The 17,955-nt window shown below is 66.3% G+C and carries 17 protein-coding genes and 1 pseudogene; 10 read left to right on the plus strand and 8 right to left on the minus strand.

Going from position 1 to position 17,955, the window contains the following annotated elements; all coding sequences use genetic code 11:
• The first annotated feature begins 441 nt into the window (after window positions 1-441).
• Both AC1PLA_RS00415 and AC1PLA_RS00420 read left to right on the plus strand, forming a co-directional pair.
• Window positions 442-1,077, plus strand: coding sequence for a hypothetical protein (locus AC1PLA_RS00415; RefSeq protein WP_481105342.1), 636 nt, complete (start codon window positions 442-444; stop codon window positions 1,075-1,077).
• A gap of 213 nt (window positions 1,078-1,290) precedes the next feature.
• Window positions 1,291-3,375 (plus strand): S9 family peptidase, encoded by a 2,085-nt coding sequence (locus AC1PLA_RS00420; protein ID WP_481105343.1) that lies wholly within the window; start codon window positions 1,291-1,293, stop codon window positions 3,373-3,375.
• 75 nt (window positions 3,376-3,450) lie between these two features.
• On the opposite strand, the gene AC1PLA_RS00425 is transcribed toward AC1PLA_RS00420, so the two are convergent.
• Window positions 3,451-3,858 carry a DoxX family protein gene (locus AC1PLA_RS00425; RefSeq protein ID WP_166769350.1) on the minus strand — a complete coding sequence of 136 codons (408 nt, stop codon included), beginning with the start codon at window positions 3,856-3,858 and terminating at the stop codon, window positions 3,451-3,453.
• A gap of 92 nt (window positions 3,859-3,950) precedes the next feature.
• Between AC1PLA_RS00425 and AC1PLA_RS00430 the strand changes: the two genes are divergently transcribed.
• Complete coding sequence (locus AC1PLA_RS00430; RefSeq protein ID WP_481105344.1) at window positions 3,951-4,328, plus strand: winged helix-turn-helix transcriptional regulator; 378 nt, start codon at window positions 3,951-3,953, stop codon at window positions 4,326-4,328.
• 264 nt (window positions 4,329-4,592) lie between these two features.
• On the opposite strand, the gene AC1PLA_RS00435 is transcribed toward AC1PLA_RS00430, so the two are convergent.
• Window positions 4,593-4,772: a CsbD family protein gene (locus AC1PLA_RS00435; protein WP_016902944.1), complete on the minus strand. Its 180-nt coding sequence runs from the start codon at window positions 4,770-4,772 to the stop codon at window positions 4,593-4,595.
• A gap of 169 nt (window positions 4,773-4,941) precedes the next feature.
• Between AC1PLA_RS00435 and AC1PLA_RS00440 the strand changes: the two genes are divergently transcribed.
• Complete coding sequence (locus AC1PLA_RS00440; RefSeq protein WP_481105345.1) at window positions 4,942-7,230, plus strand: ATP-binding protein; 2,289 nt, start codon at window positions 4,942-4,944, stop codon at window positions 7,228-7,230.
• A 70-nt stretch (window positions 7,231-7,300) separates the two neighbouring features.
• Here the strand turns inward: AC1PLA_RS00440 and AC1PLA_RS00445 are convergent.
• The 4 genes and pseudogenes from AC1PLA_RS00445 to AC1PLA_RS00460 all read right to left on the minus strand — a co-directional run bounded on the left by AC1PLA_RS00445 (window position 7,301) and on the right by AC1PLA_RS00460 (window position 11,008).
• Window positions 7,301-8,473: pseudogene (locus AC1PLA_RS00445) on the minus strand (HDOD domain-containing protein).
• A 389-nt stretch (window positions 8,474-8,862) separates the two neighbouring features.
• Window positions 8,863-9,174: a protealysin inhibitor emfourin gene (locus tag AC1PLA_RS00450; protein WP_026064425.1), complete on the minus strand. Its 312-nt coding sequence runs from the start codon at window positions 9,172-9,174 to the stop codon at window positions 8,863-8,865.
• Window positions 9,171-10,241, minus strand: coding sequence for a M4 family metallopeptidase (locus AC1PLA_RS00455; protein ID WP_481105346.1), 1,071 nt, complete (start codon window positions 10,239-10,241; stop codon window positions 9,171-9,173). The genes AC1PLA_RS00450 and AC1PLA_RS00455 overlap by 4 nt, the downstream gene beginning before the upstream one ends.
• 110 nt (window positions 10,242-10,351) lie before the next feature.
• Window positions 10,352-11,008 carry an SDR family oxidoreductase gene (locus tag AC1PLA_RS00460; protein WP_481105347.1) on the minus strand — a complete coding sequence of 219 codons (657 nt, stop codon included), beginning with the start codon at window positions 11,006-11,008 and terminating at the stop codon, window positions 10,352-10,354.
• 323 nt (window positions 11,009-11,331) lie between these two features.
• On the opposite strand from AC1PLA_RS00460, the gene AC1PLA_RS00465 reads away from it, so the two are divergent.
• The 5 genes from AC1PLA_RS00465 (at window position 11,332) to proP (ending at window position 15,910) form a co-directional block, all read left to right on the plus strand.
• Window positions 11,332-11,787, plus strand: a complete 456-nt coding sequence (locus AC1PLA_RS00465; RefSeq protein WP_481105348.1) for an NUDIX hydrolase — start codon at window positions 11,332-11,334, stop codon at window positions 11,785-11,787.
• A 282-nt stretch (window positions 11,788-12,069) separates the two neighbouring features.
• Window positions 12,070-13,206, plus strand: a complete 1,137-nt coding sequence (locus AC1PLA_RS00470) for an alpha/beta hydrolase (protein ID WP_481105349.1) — start codon at window positions 12,070-12,072, stop codon at window positions 13,204-13,206.
• A gap of 100 nt (window positions 13,207-13,306) precedes the next feature.
• On the plus strand, window positions 13,307-13,705 hold the full coding sequence (locus AC1PLA_RS00475; RefSeq protein WP_481105350.1) for a host attachment family protein: 399 nt from the start codon (window positions 13,307-13,309) through the stop codon (window positions 13,703-13,705).
• Window positions 13,706-13,726: 21 nt separating this feature from the next.
• On the plus strand, window positions 13,727-14,062 hold the full coding sequence (locus tag AC1PLA_RS00480; RefSeq protein WP_102250662.1) for a thioredoxin family protein: 336 nt from the start codon (window positions 13,727-13,729) through the stop codon (window positions 14,060-14,062).
• A 357-nt stretch (window positions 14,063-14,419) separates the two neighbouring features.
• A complete protein-coding gene (gene proP, locus AC1PLA_RS00485; RefSeq protein WP_481105351.1) occupies window positions 14,420-15,910 on the plus strand; it encodes a glycine betaine/L-proline transporter ProP in 1,491 nt (496 codons plus the stop codon).
• 140 nt (window positions 15,911-16,050) lie between these two features.
• On the opposite strand, the gene AC1PLA_RS00490 is transcribed toward proP, so the two are convergent.
• On the minus strand, window positions 16,051-16,524 hold the full coding sequence (locus AC1PLA_RS00490; protein WP_039517977.1) for an SRPBCC family protein: 474 nt from the start codon (window positions 16,522-16,524) through the stop codon (window positions 16,051-16,053).
• Window positions 16,525-16,696: 172 nt separating this feature from the next.
• Here AC1PLA_RS00490 and AC1PLA_RS00495 point away from each other — a divergent pair, with 172 nt between their 5' ends.
• The gene (locus tag AC1PLA_RS00495) at window positions 16,697-17,485 is read left to right on the plus strand and encodes an EcsC family protein (RefSeq protein WP_212579568.1); all 789 of its coding nucleotides are present in this window, start codon (window positions 16,697-16,699) and stop codon (window positions 17,483-17,485) included.
• Window positions 17,486-17,580: 95 nt separating this feature from the next.
• Here the strand turns inward: AC1PLA_RS00495 and AC1PLA_RS00500 are convergent, their stop codons facing one another.
• Window positions 17,581-17,937: a hypothetical protein gene (locus AC1PLA_RS00500; protein WP_146090922.1), complete on the minus strand. Its 357-nt coding sequence runs from the start codon at window positions 17,935-17,937 to the stop codon at window positions 17,581-17,583.
• Window positions 17,938-17,955: the final 18 nt, after the last annotated feature.

The raw sequence follows: 17,955 nt of genomic DNA on the forward strand, positions 1-17,955 counted from the left end.
TGGTCTTCAAGGGGCCGCAACCCGTCGTGGACTTCGTCTATGTGCTGGCATCTCCATGCCTGCTGAGCAGCAGTGCGTCGCTTCGGATACACAATCGCCCATTCGCGTGTGCTTGCGCAGTGCCGGGGTTAGCCCTGGTCTACTTGCCGCCCGGCATTGGCGTCTCAGGAAAAAGCGATGGGCAACTGTTTTTCAAACAATGTCAGTAGCACGCATGCGCATGTGACCTACGCGCAGCACGAACCCACGCCCCAGGCGACGCCGCAGCGGCCGACGCCATCCACACCCTTGCCGGATCAGTCGCCACTGCAGGGCCTCCAGCGCCGCTCGCCGCGCCCGTCGCGCCCGACAACTCCATCACGGCCAACGTCACGGCCAACTCCATCGCGATCAACGACGTCACAGCCAACGCGGCCACAGCGCTCGGGCGTGGAAACTCGCATGCTGTTGCAGATGCAGGGGATGGCGCACGCGTTGCTCAATCAGATTGGCCCCATCCTCAACAATGAAGCGCTCCGTGCCGAACACAAATCAGCGCTCAGGCTGCTCAAGCACATGAGTGACTGCGCACTCGGAAAACGGGCCGTTGGCGGTAGCGACGATATTGCTGAAAGAATTGAGCAGATCCAGAACCGGATCGCGAATCATTATGCGAACCCGGACGCAGCTGCGCCGCCTGTCGAGGGCATCGAGCAATACGCGGGCCGCGCCACGTTCAAAAAGATGCGGCAACTTGCGGCGGATGTCGATCTTGAGATCCAGGTGGCCAAGGCAGGGGGCGATGAAAAGTTCCTGCGGTTCAGGGAGGGCCTGGTCCTCGATCGAGACGTGGCAGCGCAGGCTGCGAACCTGGTGTCCGGGGTCGAGGAGACCTATGACGCGCCGAGCGAAGAGCATGGAAGACGCATACAGAATCTTCTTAGAAAGCTTACGGAGGGAGCGGCCCTGTCAGGGGGACTCTTGGACATTGTCTGGCCGTTGCGCAAAGACCCGGTTGCATTGGCCGGCGCACTGCACACGCTGGTCAGGCGGTACCCGACATTGGGAAATAACCCGAACTGGAAGAAATCCGATTAAGCGAGCCGCGCACCACCTGCACGAGCCCGTTCACAAGTGGCACCTATCGCGGTAACCAAAAAGTGACTGCGGGCAGGTGGTTCCGTTTCGGAACATATGACCGCAGACGCGTAGCAGCGCGCATGGGGTTCAGCTATCGGGCAGGGGGCCACCCTATGCTGCGCGCCCAGCGGGACATTTCGGCCACCCGGCCGGCGCCGCAGCGGAGGTTTCATGCAACGCCTGCTCCTTGTTTCCAGCCTGCTGGTGGGCCTGTCTGCCTGCAGCGACAAATCCGCACAGCGCGCCACGCCTGCCGGCGCTGCCACCGCATCGCCCGCCAAGACCGCTGCGCCGCCCGAGTTGCTCACCCGCGACGCGCTGTTTGGCGCCGCCGAGAAGGCGCACGTGCTGGTGAGCCCGGACGGCGCGTACCTCAGTTGGGTGGCGCCGCTGAAGGGCGTGCCCAATCTGTGGGTGGCGCCGATCGATGCGCCCGACAAGGCGCGCGCGGTCACCCAGGACAGCGGGCGCGGCATCAGCGAGTATTCCTGGAGCCATCGCGCCGGCACGTTGCTGTACAAGCGCGACCAGGGCGGCGATGAAAACTTCCACCTGTATGCGCTGAACCTGGCCGACGGCAGCAGCAAGGACCTGACCCCGTTCGACAAGACCCGCGTGGAGCTGTACGGCCTGAGCGCGCAGCACCCGGATCAGGTCATGGTTGGCATCAACAACCGCGACGCGAAGTGGCACGACCTGTATCGCGTGGATCTGGCCACCGGCCAACGCACGCTGGTGGAGAAGAACACCCAACACATCGAAACCTATCTGCTCGATGGTGACTTGCAGCTGCGCTACGCAACACGCGTCACCGAAGACGGCGGGGTTGAAGTGCTTGCCCGCCAGGGCAGCGCCTGGAAAATATTGGAAAGCATTCCCTTCGAAGATGTCTTGACCACCGAAGTGGTGGGCCTGAGCAACGATGGCAACACGCTGTACCTGCGCGACTCGCGCAACCGCGACACTGCCGCGCTGTACGCGGTGGACACCGCCACCCACGCGCGCACGCTGCTCACGGAAGACGCGCGCGCCGATGTGGACAGCGTGCTGAAAGATCCAGCCACCGGCGCCGTGCAGGCCGCCTCGGTGGAGTACCTGCGTCGGGAATGGACTGTGCTGGACAAGGGCATCGCCAAGGACCTGCAAGCCTTGAAGGCGCTGGGCCCGGGCGATGCAAAGGTGGAAGCACGCACCCAGGACGATGCCACCTGGATCGTGAGCTATTCGGCAGCAGAAACGCCGTTGCGCTACTACCGCTACGACCGCGCCACGGCGAAGCTGACCCAACTGTTTTCCGCGTATCCCGCCCTGGAAGGCAAGCCGCTGGTGCCGAGCTGGCCGCAGACGCTGACCGCGCGCGACGGGCTGCATCTGGTGAGCTACCTCACCCTGCCGGCCGATGCGGACGCCAACCACGATGGCAAGGCCGACAAGCCGGTGCCGCTGGTGGTGTTCGTGCATGGCGGCCCCTGGCTGCGTGACAGCTACAACAGCTACGGCGCTTACACGCAATGGTTCACCAACCGCGGCTACGCGGTGCTGGCGGTGAACTACCGCGGCTCCACCGGCTTCGGCAAGGCCTTCACCAATGCCGGCAACGGCGAGTGGGCCGGCAAGATGCACGACGACCTGCTCGACGCGGTGCAGTGGGCGGTCACCCAAGGCGTCACCACGCCGGACAACGTGGCCATCATGGGTGGCAGCTACGGCGGCTACGCCAGCCTGGTGGGCTTGACCTTCACCCCGGACACCTTCAAGTGCGCGGTGGACATCGTGGGCCCGGCCAACCTCAACACGCTGTTGGCCACCATCCCGCCGTACTGGACAGGGTTCTACAAGCAGGCGATCAAACGCATGGGTGACCCGGCCACCGCGCAGGGCAAGCAGTGGCTCACCGAACGCTCGCCGGTGACGCATGTGGACAAGATCCGCAAGCCGCTGCTGATCGGCCAGGGCGCCAACGACCCGCGCACCAATCGCGCCGAGAGCGAGCAGATCGTCAACGCGATGACGGCCAAGAACATCCCGGTGACCTACGTGCTGTTCCCGGACGAAGGCCACGGCTTCAAGCGCCCGGAAAACAGCAAGGCCTTCAACGCGGTGGCCGAAACCTTCCTGGGCCAGTGCCTGGGCGGCCGTGTGCAACCCATCGGCAGCGACCTCACCGGCTCCAGCATCACCGTGCCCGCCGGCGCCGAGCAGATCAATGGCCTTGCCGATGCATTGAAGACGCATACGCAGGCGATCCGGAATTAGCCTGCGGGTGAGGGTGCCGGCTGGGATGTGGTGCGGTATGGCCACCCAGCCGGCAGCGCCTAACCCTGTGTTGCCTCACGGCAGCGTTGCGTGGATGGCCGCTGCAGTTGGTGCATAGGGCGAGGGCGGCTGGCGCGCGGCGTTTTGCGTACCGAACGAAGCGAGCAGGAAGAGCAGCCCCAACACGGCCGGTACCGCGCCCTTGGGCTTGCGCACACCCAGATGCGCCATGCCCGACAACAGCAGGTGGTAGAACATGCCGGCGTAGGCCAGATCGCTCAGCGCGGTGTTGAAGCGCCACACAATCGCCACCGGGCCCAGGATCTTGATGACGATCATCCACGGCACCAGCAACGGTGCCGAATACCCCAGCTCGGCCTGCGCCTTGCGCACGAACTCGCCCTTGGCCAGATACATGCCGGCAGAAGCCAGGTACAACAGGCACAGCAGGGCGGTACTGATCCAGTAAATGGAAATGCTCATGGTGTTTGCCAGTTAATATTTAAATGCAACCGGCCATCAGAATGTCGCCTAAGATATCGATTGAAAAGTAGGATGAATTACCAGGGCCTAGTATGAAAAAGCAGACCATTGAGGACGGCGAGCGCAATATGCACGAACAGATGCGCCGTGCATTTGCGTTGCTGTCTGGTAAATGGAAGCTGGAAATCATGTGGTTGCTCAATCAGCGCGTGTATCGCTTTGGCGAGCTGCGCAAGGCCATCCCCGGCGTTACCCAGCACATGCTCACGGCGCAATTGCGCGAGCTGGAAACAGATGGCCTGGTCACGCGCACCGTGTTTGCGCAGGTGCCACCGCGCGTGGAATACGCCATCACGCCAAAGGCGCGCGGACTGGGCCCAACGATGGAAGCGCTGACCGCGTGGTGGCAGCAACATGGCGACAGCGTTGCAAAGCGGCCCGCTGCACGCGGACGCAAGGCCGGCGTTTAGGACGCACGCCCGGGAGCGCGTTGTGCGCGTGCACGTGGCTTGATCATCGTTGCGGCGACGTGCAAACACTCCTGGCCGTCAGCCTGGTAAATCAAAAACCATTTCTAAAGCCCAAAACGCCAACGCCCCGATCATGTCGGGGCGTTGGTGCGATCTCTCGCCGAAGTGAAATCCACCGTCTACGTCGTGCGTGACGCCTGACGGCCAATCCACTGCTTCAGCGCGGCGGGCGTAATGCCTGCCTATAGTGCTGACTTGCCAGCGTTACTTGGCGGCGTCGCGCACTTTGTCGGCGACCTGGCCAGCCTTGTTCTGCACCTTGCCGACATTCTTTTCGGCAGCGCCTTCCAGCTCGGTGCTCTTGTCGCCGGTGACACGGCCAACGGTTTCCTTGATGGAACCCTTGACCTGCTTGGCGGTACCTTCGATACGGTTCTTGTCCACGGGGTGCCTCATACGGTTGGGGATGTTGCAGCCCAGTCTGTACCCGCAGGACGTGAGTGCGACGTGGGCATGCCGTCATCCCCGCGTCAGCACGCCCAGCTGCCGCGCGCAGCGCCACCGCGGGGCACGCGCGTGTCTGCACGGCTTGCTGAGGTCGCTGCGTGCCACAATGCGCGCACTTTCCGCCAGGCAATGCCGTCACGTGAGCACACAGCGCCCCGCCATCGAGTCCGCCGGCCTGGAGTTTCTTGCGGGGGGCGGCGAGATGGGCGCGTTGATGCGCGCACACGACTGGGCCGCCACGCCGCTGGGCGCGCCGGAGACCTGGCCGCAGTCGCTGCGCTCGTCGTTGTCGGTGGTGCTCAACTCCACCCTGCTCGGTGCGGTGCTGTGGGGGCCGGAGCTGCGCCTGCTCTACAACGACGTGTACGTGCAATCGATGGGCGACCGTCATCCGCAGGCGCTGGGTCAGCCGGTGACGGAGGTGTGGAAGGAAACCTACGCGCCCATCGCACAGGACTTCGCCCGGGTGATGCAAACCGGTGAGGGCTTCGGCCAGGTGGTCATCGCCTTGCCGATGCTGCGCAACGGCGTCAACGAGATGACCTACTGGAATGCCACCGCCTCGCCGATCCGCGGCGAAGACGGCAGCATCGTGGGGCTGATGAATATCGCCATCGAAACCACCGCGCAGGTGGCGGCCGACCGCAACCGCGACATCCAGCACGCGATGCTGAGCAACGAGAATACCCACCTGGTGCACGAGGTGGTCAACCGCACCAGCGAGCGCGATCGCGCGCTGGAGGCCGAAACCGTGGCGCGCCGCAATGCCGAGCGCGTGCAGCTGGCGCTGGCGGCCGGGGCGATCATCGGCACCTGGATCTGGGACCTGCCCACCGACGCGTTTTCGGTGGACGAGGCGTTTGCGCAGAACTTCGGCTTCGATCCTTCCACCAGCCGCACCGGCTTGTCGCTGGAGCAGGTGATCCAGACCGTGCACCCGGACGACCGCGAGGGGCTGCGCGCAGCCATTGGCGAGGCGCTCGCCCGTGGCGGTGCCTACGCGCACCAGTACCGGGTCAAGCGGCGCGACGGAAAGTACTACTGGCTGGAGGCCAACGGCCGGGTCGAAAAGGGCGCCGACGGCACGCCGCTGCGCTTTCCCGGCGTGCTGCTGGACATCGAGGCGCGCCACGCGCTGTCGGAAGAGCGCGACCGCGCGCTGGCGGCACTGCGCGAGCTGAGCGACACGCTGGAGCAGCGGGTCACCGAGCGCACGCGCGAGCTGATGACGGTGGAAGAGGCGCTGCGCCAATCGCAGAAGATGGAAGCGGTGGGGCAGCTCACCGGCGGGCTGGCGCACGACTTCAACAATCTGCTGGCGGGCATTTCCGGCGCGCTGGAGCTGATGAGCCTGCGCATCGAACAAGGCCGCTTCCGCGACCTGGAGCGCTACGTGGCCACCGCGCAGGGCGCCACCACGCGCGCGGCCGCGCTGACCCACCGGCTGCTGGCATTTGCGCGGCGGCAGACGCTGTTGCCCAAGCCGACCAACGTCAACCGGCTGGTGGTGGACATGCTGGAGCTGATCCAGCGCACGGTGGGCCCGGGGATCTGCGTGGAAAACCTTGCCGCGGCCGAGCTGTGGCTGGCCCTGGTGGATGCGCCGCAGCTGGAGAACGCGCTGCTCAACCTGTGCATCAACGCGCGCGATGCAATGCCCGACGGCGGGCGCCTGTGCGTGCAGACCAGCAACCGCTGGATCGACCGCGAGATGGGCCAGCAGCTGGGCATGCCGGAAGGCCACTACCTGTCGCTGTGCGTGAGCGATACCGGCACCGGCATGCCGCCGGACGTGGTGGCGCGCGCGTTCGATCCGTTCTTCACCACCAAGCCGATCGGCGAGGGCACCGGCCTGGGCCTGTCGATGATCTACGGGTTTGCCAAGCAATCCGGCGGGCAGGTGCGCATCCATTCGGAAGTGGGCAAGGGCTCGACGGTGTGCATCTACCTGCCGCGGCATGCCGGTGCCGACGACAGCAGCGATGGCGACACCGCCACGCTGGAACTGGCGCCCTCGCTGGCCGGCGAAACCGTGTTGATCGTCGACGACGAACCGTCCATCCGCCTGCTGTTCACCGAGGTGCTGGAAGAGCTGGGCTACACCGTGCTGGAAGCCGGCGACAGCGCCACCGGGCTGGGTATCCTGCAATCGCCGGCGCGCATCGACCTGCTGATCAGCGATGTGGGCCTGCCCGGCGGCATGAACGGCCGGCAGATGGCCGATGCCGCGCGCGTCGGCCGGCCCAGACTCAAGGTGTTGTTCATCACCGGCTTTGCCGAACACGCGCAGTTGAACGACCGCCACCTGGAACCGGGCATGGCGGTGCTGGCCAAGCCGTTCAGCGTCAGCCTGCTGGCGGCGCGGGTCAAGGAGATGATTGCGAGCGAGTGCTGAGTGGTTGGGCGCTGCGCATGCGCTTGTCAGGGCCGGTGCGTGTGCCCGGCTTGCGGCAACCGGGCCGGCCTCACTCCACGCTGGCGGCGACCAGCCGTTGCCATAGCGCGGCATTGGCCGCGTGGTCCGGCTCCAGTGTGGACAGCACACTGAGCGCATGCTCCTCCTGCTCGGCGCCGTGGCGGGCAAGCATGGCCAGCGCGGCGGCCAGCCGGCCGTAACGCAGCGCCATGCCGAGCGAGCTGGTGAGCAGGGTGGTGTCGTGCTCGGGGCGTTGCTCGTCCAGCGCGGTGCCCAGCGCGGCGGGCAGGTCCCAGGTGGTGGCAATGGTCTTGGCGACGGCGGCGGTGTGGCGTTCGACCAGCGCGGCGGCATTCCAGGCTGTAGGGCAGGCTCGGGCGCTCGGCATAGGCATCGCGCAGCACGCGCAGGATCACCACCGCGCCCAGGCCTTGCAGCAGGCCGGCCAGCTGCGCCGACAAGGTGTCCCCACCGCGCTCGCGCATGTAGGCGGCCGCGGCGGCGGCGGTCCGCAGGGCGTAGTCCCACACCGCTGCCGGCAGGCGCGCGTACAGGCCGCCTTCCAGGCTCAGCACCGGCTGCATCACCGCGGCGGCGACGATCTGGCGCACGCCCTCGGTGCCGATATGCACCACGGCCCGCTCCAGGCTCTCCAGCGGGCCGCCCTGCGGGCGATACAGCGCACTGTTGGCGATGCGCAGCAGGTTGGCGGCCAGCGCCGGGTCCTGCGCGATGATCGCGGCGATGCCACGGCCGGAAGCATCCGGGTCGTTGACCGCGCGCATCAGCTGCGGCAACAACTGCGGGCGGCGCGGCAACAGCTGCGGGCGCAGGTCCACGTGGTCAAGCGCAGCGCCGACCGCCGCCAGCACCGCGGCCTGGCCGGGTCGGTCGGCAGGTGGCCGTCGGCCAGCGCCGGGGTGGACATCACCGCGGCATACATGCGGCGCAGCAGCGGCTGCATCGGTGGCGGCCCGGACGGCAGGGGCTGTGCTGCAGCGGCGGCATGCGCCTGGGCCTGCAGCGGCGCCGGCACCTGCTCAGCCGCCGGCTGCGGCACGTGCGGCGGCGCTGCGGCATGCGTGACTGTGGCAGACGCGGCAGAGGCAGACGCGGCAGAGGCAGCCGTGGTGTGCGCGCGCTGGCGCAGCAGCAGCCAGGCGACGACGCCGGCGAGTCCCAGGCCGGCAAGCAGTCCGGCAGCAAGCAGCAACACAATCACAAAGGTCCAGGAGTCGTCCGATCGGTGCAGCGACTATCCGCGAAGCCGGTGTTGACGGCAATGCAGGCGTGCGGCGGCGTGCGATGCCAATGGCGCCCGCCACGCGCGCGCGCCAGGGCCGGATACCGGCAATCACCTGCTGCACTGCAGCGATGAGTAGGGTGTCTTCAAGTTGACTGCTGCGCTGCACGTGGCGCTAACGCCGCAGGCCGCACTATGCGTCACCAGCTGTGCAGCCCTAGAGCATCTAGGCAGCTTAAAGGGTGCAGGCATCCGCAGTTGGACCACTTTCGATACCAAGACACCGCGCACTGCGCGGTGTCTTCGTTTGTGGATGGCGATGGGTACGCGCGCGGCATCGCTTGCGGCGGCATCGCGGCACAGACGCGCTACAGCGTGCCCTGTTTCCACAGCCGCACGATCGCGGCCGGTGCATGTTCTTCGGGGATGCGCAGCGGTTCGCTGGCACCGTCCCAGGCAATGCTGAAATAACGGCGGTCGCCGCCACCGGCCTGCGGGCGCGGCAGCGCATGCACCAGGCACTGGTCCAGCAAGGTGCGCAGCTGCAGGCGCTGCGCCTCGTCCAGGTCATCCATCACCAGCTGGCGTTCGCGCCGCATGGCGGGGAAGGCGGCCACCCCGCCTTCGCGTGCCAGCCGCAAGGTCACGCCTGCATCCACCGGCGGACGCTGCGGACTCATGCCAGCACGCCCACGTCGCGCCAGGCCTGTTGCACCGCGGTTGCCTCGGCACTGCCGGCACCGTAGTCCGCACCGGCAATGCTGACGGTGAGCGCGGCAAAGGTGGCGAAGTCCGCACCGGCGGCCAGGTTGCCGCCGCTGAGCGCGCGGTACCAGATGCGGCCGGCCTTCTCCCAGGCGTAGCCACCGATGGCCACGGCTGCGCGATAGAACGCGTGATTGGGAATGCCGGAGTTGTAGTGCACGCCGCCATCGTCCTCTTGTGTGTCGACGTAGCCGGCCATGCTGGCCGGTTGCGGATCCTTGCCCAGGGCCGGGTCATCGTACGCCGTGCCGGGCGCCTGCATCGAGCGCAGGCCCACGCCGTTGATGCCGGGCATCAACAAGCCGGCGCCGATGATCCAGTCCGCCTCGCTTGCCTGCTGCTGCAAGGTGTACTGCTTGATCAATACGCCGAACACATCCGACAGCGACTCGTTCAGGGCACCGGACTGGCCCTGGTAGATCAGGTTGGCGGTGCGCTCGGTCACGCCGTGGGTCAGCTCGTGGCCCACCACGTCGATGGCGATGGTGAAGCGGTTGAAGACCTCGCCATCGCCATCGCCAAACACCATCTGCTCGCCGTTCCAGAAGGCGTTGTCGTAGCCACGCTCGTAATGCACGGTGCCGATCAACGGCATGCCGTCGCCGTCGATGGAATTGCGCCCGTATACCGTCTGGAAGAAGTCGTGCGTGGCGCCGAGATAATCGTAGGCCTCGGTCACCGTCACATCGTCGGTGGCGGCAGCGCCTTCGGCACGCACCAGGGTGCCGGGCAGCACGGTGCCTTGTTGGGCGTCATAGATCTGCCGCTGCACCGCTTGCGCGGTGGGCGTGCTGGCAGCATCGGCGGCCAGCGTCTGGGCCCGTGCGAGCAGGCCGAGCGCGCGCTGCTGGCGCAGCTGCGCGGTGATCTGCCGCGACCACAGCGCGCACTGGCGCGCACGCTCGGGCGCGGCCTGGGCCACATGGTCCAGCAGGTACGGCGGCAGGATGCCGGCACGGCGTGGCGTGACGAATGCAGACATAAGCGACCTCCACAATGGGCTGCGCCCGCGACTATGCCGAGGCCGGCTTTAGGAATTCGTTAGGCCGGTGCACGGTGCGCCGCGCGCAGGCATCGCGATAGGCCTGGCGTTCATTCCAGCTGCGACAAGGCCTGCTGGATCGGCGTCTGCCCGTCGATGAAGCCCACCGTCTTGCCGATGGTGGCCGGCATGGCCAATGCCGCGGCAATGACCTGCGCCACGTTGGCGCGCGACACGCCGCCATCGGCATCGCTGCCCGGATCGCGGGTGATGCGGCCGCTTGGCGGCTCCTGCGTGAGCCGCCCCGGCCCCAGCACGGTCCAGTCCAGCGTGGTGGTGCGCAGCTGCGCATCAGCGGCGGCCTTAGCCTGCGCGTAGGCGAAGAAGCCATCGTCCGGGCCGATGCCGTGTTCCAGCCCGGCCCCGAGATAGGACACCATCACGTAACGGCGCACGCGTGCCTGCGCGGCGGCATGCATCGACCGGATCGCCGCATCGCGGTCCACCGAATAGGTGCGCGCCGCATCGCCGCCACCGGCGCCGGCCGACCACACCACCGCATCGTGGCCGGCCAGTTGCGCGGCGATCGCATCGGTGTCGGCATGTTCGATATCGAACACCTGCGGGGTGGCGCCATCGGCAATCACATCGTCTGCGTGCGCAGGATTGCGAAACAGTGCGGTGACCGAGTGCCCACCGCGCACCAGCAACGGTGTCAGCAGACGCGCGACCTTGCCATGGCCACCGATCACGACGATACGCGACATTCCAACCTCCAAGACGGTGCGCCATGACGGCGCGGGCTGCACGCATCCTCGCCAACCTGGCGCTAAGGCAGCGTGGATAGGTGTGGAGAGGCGCTCCGTATGCGCATGCACTTGCAGGTGCGTGGATTTGATCCGGCGGGTGCTTGCGTAGTGCGGCGCCATGGCGATCGCCCTGTGCATCACGCGAGCAGGCGCGTGCGATGCACCGCATCGACCGGGCGGCATCGCGCAGCCTTGCCGGCATCCTCGTCACCGGCATGCAAGGCGCAGATGCACCACCTGCCTGCCGCACATCTGGGACACTACGCGCCACAACGTCCGGAATGCCTATGTCCAACTCAATCGATACCGACCTACGTCCACGCGTTGGCTGCGGCGCGTTCATCCGCCGCACCGATGGCCGCCTGCTGCTGGTGCAGCGCGGGCGTGCGCCCGAGCAAGGCCATTGGGGCCTGCCCGGTGGCAAGGTGGACTGGATGGAAACGGTGGAGCAGGCGGTGGTGCGCGAAGTGCTGGAAGAAACCGGCCTGCACGTGCAACTGCAAGGCGTGCTGTGCGTCGTGAGCTACTTCGAGCCGGATCTGACGCCGCCGCAGCATTGGGTTGCGCCGGTGTATCTGGCCGCGATCCAGGGCAGCGAGCACGCCGAGCGCCGCGAGCCCGAGGCGATCGCCGACATCGGCTGGTTCGCACTGGACGCACTGCCGTCGCCACTGACCACCTCCACGCTGCAGGCGGTGCAGCATCTGCCACCAACCGCAGCGTCGACATCCGCCTGAGCGCATGACTTCAGTGCATGCGTCGATGCACCGGCGCACGCCGTGGTGGTGCCGGTGGTCGCGATGTCGATGTCCGCCGGATGCAAGGAAACGCATCCACCTGCCTGCGATAGCGAACGCTCGCGCACGCTTGATGCGATGGTCCGATTGCACGCTGCGGTGTGCGTAGTTGCAGCATTTTCGTTACATCGCGTCGTTACATGCAGCGCCATTGTCTGCACGCGATGCAAGCCGGTCGCTGACGGTATCCTTGGCGGTTCGACTTGCCTGGGAGGGCACTGCATGACACGTCATTGGTTGAACAAAACGCTGGCGCTCACGTTGATCTGTACCGCGTGCAGCGTGCACGCAACCGCCGCCGAGCCGGCACCACCGGCGGCCGCATCGGCCCCCGATGGCATCCGGCATGTGCCCGCATTCGACCTGCCGGTGTCGGAATATCTGAGCCCGGCCGCGCGTGCGCATATGGCCGCCGGGGTGGCCCGCGCCGATCCGTTGGACAAGGCCGACAACGCCACCTTGCTCAAGCAATTGCCGAGCATCCGCGCCGACACCGAGCGTTGGGCCAAAGGCGTGATTGCGCAGCTGCGCACGCGCTACGCGGTGGAGATCACGCCCGAAACCTGGAACGGCGTGCCGGTGCTGCGGGTGGAGCCGCGCACGCGCACACCCGAGCAGGCCAAGCGCATGTTGATTGAACTGCATGGCGGTAGCTTCGTGATGGGCAGCGCGGCCTCGTTCGGCTTGATGGAAGCCATTCCGCTGGCGGCGATGACCGGCATGACCGTGGTCGCGGTGGATTACCGCATGGGGCCCGAGCACCATTTCCCGGCTGCCAGCGAGGATGTGGCGGCGGTGTATCGCGCCGCGCTCAAGACCTATGCGCCAGAGCGCATCGGCCTGTTCGGTTGTTCGGCAGGCGGGGTGCTCACCGGTGAATCGCTGGCGTGGTTCGCCAAGGAGAAGTTGCCGATGCCGGCGGCGGCCGGGCTGTTCTGCGCCGCAGGCGATGCGCGCTACCGCGGCGATTCGCGCATTGTGGTGGCGGCAGTCAACGATGCCTTGTTGCCGGACAAGGCCGGTGTGTTGCCGATCTGGGAAGACCTGTACTACGGCGACAACGTGGACTTCCACGACCCGCTGGTGTCACCGGTATTTTCCGATGCGGTGCTGCAGCAGTTCCCGCCGACGCTGTTTCTGACCGCCACGCGTGCTGCCGAGCTGAGCAATGCCGCCTACACGCATGCGCGCCTGGTGGACCTGGGCCGCGAATCGGACCTGCATGTGTGGGATGGGTTGGGGCACGCCTTCCACCTCACCAACGCACTGCCGGAGAGCCAGCAGGCGCTGCGGGTGGCCGCGCGTTTCTTCAGCAAGCACCTGGGCCTGCCGCCTCCGTCGCTGGCCGCACCACGCTAACGCCACGCTGACACCAGCTAGGCGCGGCGCTTACATCCTCTCACCTAGGTTGAGGCCGACTGGCGTTGCACATGCAGCGCCGTTCTATCAGGAGAGTCGAATGAGTCTGCAAATTCCTCAGGGTGCGTTGGTGGTGGTGGCCGATGGCGGCGAAGCGCGCTGGTTCACCAACACGGGTAACGAGGCCAAGGTGGTGCTGCGCCAGCACGCGCGCACCGATGTGCAGAACGTCGACGACGATGGCCCGGCCGGCAAGGCGCCGCAGGATCTCAGCGACGCGGACATGGACGAAATGACCTTTGCCAAGCAGCTGTCGCACGCCTTGAACGATGGCGCGCTGAAGCACGAATACACGCACCTGGTACTGGTCGCCGACCCGACCACGCTGGGCCGCGTGCGCCCGCTGCTGCACAAGGAAACCCAGCAGCGCCTAGTCGGCGACCTGGCCAAGGACCTGACCAACCTGCCGCTGGAAGAGATCCAGCGCGCGTTGTCGTAAGCACACCGGAGCGGCTAGACGATGGGGTTTGTTCGCGACTACGCCACCCAGGCGCCCGAACGCAGCGAGGTGGATGCACAGGCCGGTCTGCAGGTACTGGAGTTCGGCACCGACTGGTGCGGCCACTGCATTGCCGCGCAACCGCTGCTGCAGAAACTGCTGGGTGGCGTGGCGGCGCTCGACTACCGCAAGATCGAAGATGGAAAAGGGCGGCCCCTGGGCCGCTCGTTCCGCGTCACGTTATGGCCGACCATCATCCTGCTGCGCGACGGTGTGGAAGTGGCGCGCGCCGTGCGCCCGCAGACGCGCGAAGATCTGCAACCGCTGCTGTCGCAGCTGGGTGCGGCGCTGGTGTAAGCATGTACAGCGCCTGATCGATGGCGCGCACTATGGCAGGACATGCGCAGTGCACTGAGGGCGCAATGTACGCGCCCAACCCGCCAGATGCCTTGAAACAAGCGCTTTTCAGCGATGCTCCGCCATCGCTGCTGCAGCAATCTGCGCGCTGTAGTACCATAACGGGCTGATCAAGCCCTTGGGCATTGCCCATCCCTTGGTCGTCTGTCCCGCAGCGTCGCTGAGTCCACGCGGCCGTCCGGGAATGCCTCCGGCGTCATCTTGTGCATGTGCCATTGCCATGCCTGCGTGATGCGCCGTGTCCTGTGCGTTGCCAGGGCGAGCGGGCAGCGATGGCCGCACATGGAGACACAACACATGCACGACACGCGCGCGATTGCCTCGCACTTCGGTTGGTTCAAGCGCCGCCGCCAACTGCAACTGGACGAAGTCACCGTGGTGGACCGCGGCATGCTGCGCAAGGCGGTGGGCGCCGCCGCGCTGGGCAATGCGATGGAATGGTTCGACTTCGGCGTGTACGGCTACCTGGCGGTGACGTTGGGGCAGGTGTTCTTTCCGGCCAGCAATCCCACCGCGCAGTTGATCGCCACATTTGCCACCTTCACCGTCGCCTTCCTGGTGCGGCCGATCGGCGGGATGGTGTTCGGCCCGCTCGGCGATCGCTACGGGCGGCAGAAGGTACTGGCCGCGACCATGATCCTGATGGCCCTGGGCACCTTCAGCATCGGCCTGATTCCGTCCTACGCCAAGATCGGTCTGTGGGCACCGGCGCTGCTGTTGCTGGCGCGGCTGTTGCAGGGGTTTTCCACCGGTGGCGAATACGGCGGCGCGGCGACCTTCATTGCCGAATACGCCACCGACCGCAATCGCGGGTTGATGGGCAGCTGGCTGGAATTCGGCACCCTGGGCGGCTACATCGCCGGCGCCGCCACGGTGACGGTGTTGCACATGACCGTAACCCAGGCGCAGATGCTCGACTGGGGCTGGCGCGTGCCGTTCCTGATTGCCGGCCCGCTGGGCCTGCTAGGCCTGTACATGCGCATGAAACTGGAAGAAACCCCGGCATTTCGCGCCTATACCGAGCAATCCGAACAGCGCGAGCGCGAAACCGCCGCGCAGGGCCTGCTGACGATGCTGCGCCTGCACTGGCCGCAGTTGCTCAAGTGCGTGGGCCTGGTGCTGGTGTTCAACGTCACCGACTACATGCTGCTGACCTACATGCCCAGCTATCTCAGCGTGACCATGGGCTATGCCGAGAGCAAGGGCCTGTTGCTGATCATTCTGGTGATGCTGGTGATGATGCCGCTCAACATCGTCGGCGGCCTGTTCAGCGACAGGCTGGGCCGCCGGCCGATGATCATCGGCGCCTGCGTCGCGTTGTTCGCGCTGGCCATCCCCTGCCTGCTGCTGATCGGCAGCGGCCACGACGGCTTGATCTTCGCCGGCCTGATGCTGCTCGGCCTGGCGCTGGTGTGCTTCACCAGTTCGATGCCGTCCACGCTGCCGGCGCTGTTCTACACGCCGGTGCGCTATAGCGCGTTGTCGATCGCCTTCAACGTGTCGGTGTCGTTGTTCGGCGGCACCACGCCGCTGGTGACCGCCTGGCTGGTGGAGCGCAGCGGTGACCCGTTGGTGCCGGCGTACTACCTGATGGGCGCGGCGGCGATCGGCCTGGTGACCATGCTGTTCGTGCGCGAAACCGCCGGCCTGCCGCTGCGCGGCTCGCCGCCGGCGGTGGCCACCGATGCCGAGGCGCGCGCATTGCTGCGCAGCGACAGTCCGGTGACGGTGGATGCGCAGCTGCCCGGCAGCACGGCGCCTGCCATGGGCCAGCCGCATACGGCGTAAGCGGACCCGGCGTGAGCGAGCGGTCCGCTATGTCGCCATCGGGGACGACAGTTGGCACGCCAGGGCGCGTGGCTTGATGGATCGGCGTCTACCGTATCGCCCTTATGCCAGCCAGTGGGCGGCCGTGACATCAGCCGCCGCTAGCGCAGCGCGCGACCGCCGCTGTCGGGCAGCTCGGGGGCGCGCATGTCGGCCGACGGCATGCCTTCGCCGGTTTCCACATAGCGCTTGAGGCTGCTGCCCAGGAAGAAGCGCCAGCCGCGTGCGCAGGCTTCCTTGCAGGGCGAGTCGCGGTAGCCGGAGTGTTCGAACTCCACCTGCGTGCCCTGGCTGGTGGAACGCAGGTCAAAGCGCATCACCGTGCCCTTCCAGGCGTCGGTGTCGAGCATGTTGGAGGCGTGGCAGCGCCAGCGCACCAGGCGGTAGTCGGCGCCGTCGTCGATGCTCAGCTCCACCCGCCAGCCCTGCCGGCTCCAGTCCAGCCGCACCCGGTCCTCGACCAGGCTCACCTCGCGCGTCCACCAGCGCGCCAGCTGCATGGGCTCGGACAATGCGGCGCAGACCACTTCGGGCGCGGCCGCAATGACGATGCTGTGGCGGATCTCACGATTCATCTGATCGGCATTAGCTGCTTGAACCCCGATGATGGCGCATTTTGCCAGCCAATTGCAGGGTAGTGTTTTCGCTTGCCGAGTTCGCTCGTCCGGCGCTCACATGGCGCTGGGTACCATCGGTGCAAGCCCCCAACGACGAAGAGCAGGCATGACGACGCTTCCGATCCCGGTGATGGACGTTGCCGCGCAACGCGATCTGGCCACCGCGCACGCGCTGTTGGAAAACCCCGGCGTGGCCGCCCGATTGGCCAATGCAATGGGCGCGCCGATCGAGAGCCTGATCACTCGACGGCTGCCGAAGCTGGTCACCCGCAGCATCGACGGCGTGACCCGCCGCGCGCTGCAGGTGGCGATGAAATCGGCATTACTGAGCCTGCGCGGCAAGACCGATCTGCAGCAGCCTGCGTCCACCGCACGCCACACCATGGCGGTGGCTGTCGCCGGTGGTGCGGGTGGATTCTTCGGCCTGCCCGGGCTGTTGGTGGAGCTGCCGGTGACCACCACGGTGATGCTGCGCTCCATCGCCGATATCGCCCGTTCCGAAGGCGAATCGCTGCACGATCCGGAAACCGCGCTGGCCTGCCTGGAAGTGCTGGCGCATGGCGGGCGCAGTGTCAGCGACGACGGTGCCGAATCGGGCTATTTCGCGGTGCGCGCAGCAATGGCGCAACAACTCAGCGCTGCGGCGCATTACGTCACCGCGCACGGCTTTGCCAGCAAGGGCGCACCGGTGCTGGTGTCGCTGGTATCGCGCGTTGCGGCCAAGTTCTCGGTCAATGTCGGTGAAAAACTCGCCGTGCAGGCAGTGCCGCTGGTCGGTGCGGTGAGCGGCGCAACCCTCAATACCGTGTTCATGCGCCACTTCCAGGCGATGGCGCGCGGGCACTTCATCATGCGCCGGCTGGAGCGGCGCTATGGCGAGGATGCGGTGCGACGTGCTTATGAGAAATTGACCAGCTAAACGGTGATAAGGCACCGGACCCGCAAGGATGGGGACAGATCCTTGCGATCCGGTGCCACTTTCAGCTGATCAACAAACGATGTTCCTGCCTGAGTTCAGAGCGGTTGCGGTGTACAGAGGGCGCGCGCACTCGCCGAGCCGATGAACTGATTGTTGGCGTCGCTCACCATTACATTGGCGGTGATGAACGTACTGCTGCGTGGGCAATAGAAGTTGCAATCTTCGCTGTTGGTGCAATTTCTGGGGAAGATGGCGCCAGCAGTATTGTTAAAGGTCCATGCATATTTGAATGGCGTTGGTGATCCCGGGCTATCTACGCCAGCCCAGCAATAATCACTGCCTGTGCAGTCGAGTATTACAGTCGAAGCTTGTGCATTTGCAGTGGGTGCGGCAGCAAAACTCGCAGCAATCGCTAGAAAACTCGTGGTCAAAAAAGCAACGGCCTTGTTCATGCAGATCTCCTCCGGAGT

It is taken from the genome of Xanthomonas sp. NCPPB 1826, from assembly GCF_056725285.1.

Excerpts from the sequence above, each read along its gene's own strand:
- AC1PLA_RS00415 (WP_481105342.1), top strand. The coding sequence starts at position 442 with ATGCTGTTGCAGATGCAGGGGATGGCGCACGCGTTGCTCAATCAGATT.
- AC1PLA_RS00450 (WP_026064425.1), bottom strand. The coding sequence starts at position 9,174 with ATGAGTCCGCAGCGTCCGCCGGTGGATGCAGGCGTGACCTTGCGGCTG.
- AC1PLA_RS00495 (WP_212579568.1), top strand. The coding sequence starts at position 16,697 with ATGGACGTTGCCGCGCAACGCGATCTGGCCACCGCGCACGCGCTGTTG.
- AC1PLA_RS00425 (WP_166769350.1), bottom strand. The coding sequence starts at position 3,858 with ATGAGCATTTCCATTTACTGGATCAGTACCGCCCTGCTGTGCCTGTTG.
- AC1PLA_RS00465 (WP_481105348.1), top strand. The coding sequence starts at position 11,332 with ATGCCTATGTCCAACTCAATCGATACCGACCTACGTCCACGCGTTGGC.
- AC1PLA_RS00480 (WP_102250662.1), top strand. The coding sequence starts at position 13,727 with ATGGGGTTTGTTCGCGACTACGCCACCCAGGCGCCCGAACGCAGCGAG.
- AC1PLA_RS00460 (WP_481105347.1), bottom strand. The coding sequence starts at position 11,008 with ATGTCGCGTATCGTCGTGATCGGTGGCCATGGCAAGGTCGCGCGTCTG.
- AC1PLA_RS00470 (WP_481105349.1), top strand. The coding sequence starts at position 12,070 with ATGACACGTCATTGGTTGAACAAAACGCTGGCGCTCACGTTGATCTGT.
- AC1PLA_RS00430 (WP_481105344.1), top strand. The coding sequence starts at position 3,951 with ATGAAAAAGCAGACCATTGAGGACGGCGAGCGCAATATGCACGAACAG.
- AC1PLA_RS00420 (WP_481105343.1), top strand. The coding sequence starts at position 1,291 with ATGCAACGCCTGCTCCTTGTTTCCAGCCTGCTGGTGGGCCTGTCTGCC.
- AC1PLA_RS00500 (WP_146090922.1), bottom strand. The coding sequence starts at position 17,937 with ATGAACAAGGCCGTTGCTTTTTTGACCACGAGTTTTCTAGCGATTGCT.
- AC1PLA_RS00475 (WP_481105350.1), top strand. The coding sequence starts at position 13,307 with ATGAGTCTGCAAATTCCTCAGGGTGCGTTGGTGGTGGTGGCCGATGGC.
- AC1PLA_RS00490 (WP_039517977.1), bottom strand. The coding sequence starts at position 16,524 with ATGAATCGTGAGATCCGCCACAGCATCGTCATTGCGGCCGCGCCCGAA.
- AC1PLA_RS00440 (WP_481105345.1), top strand. The coding sequence starts at position 4,942 with ATGCGCGCACTTTCCGCCAGGCAATGCCGTCACGTGAGCACACAGCGC.
- proP (WP_481105351.1), top strand. The coding sequence starts at position 14,420 with ATGCACGACACGCGCGCGATTGCCTCGCACTTCGGTTGGTTCAAGCGC.
- AC1PLA_RS00455 (WP_481105346.1), bottom strand. The coding sequence starts at position 10,241 with ATGTCTGCATTCGTCACGCCACGCCGTGCCGGCATCCTGCCGCCGTAC.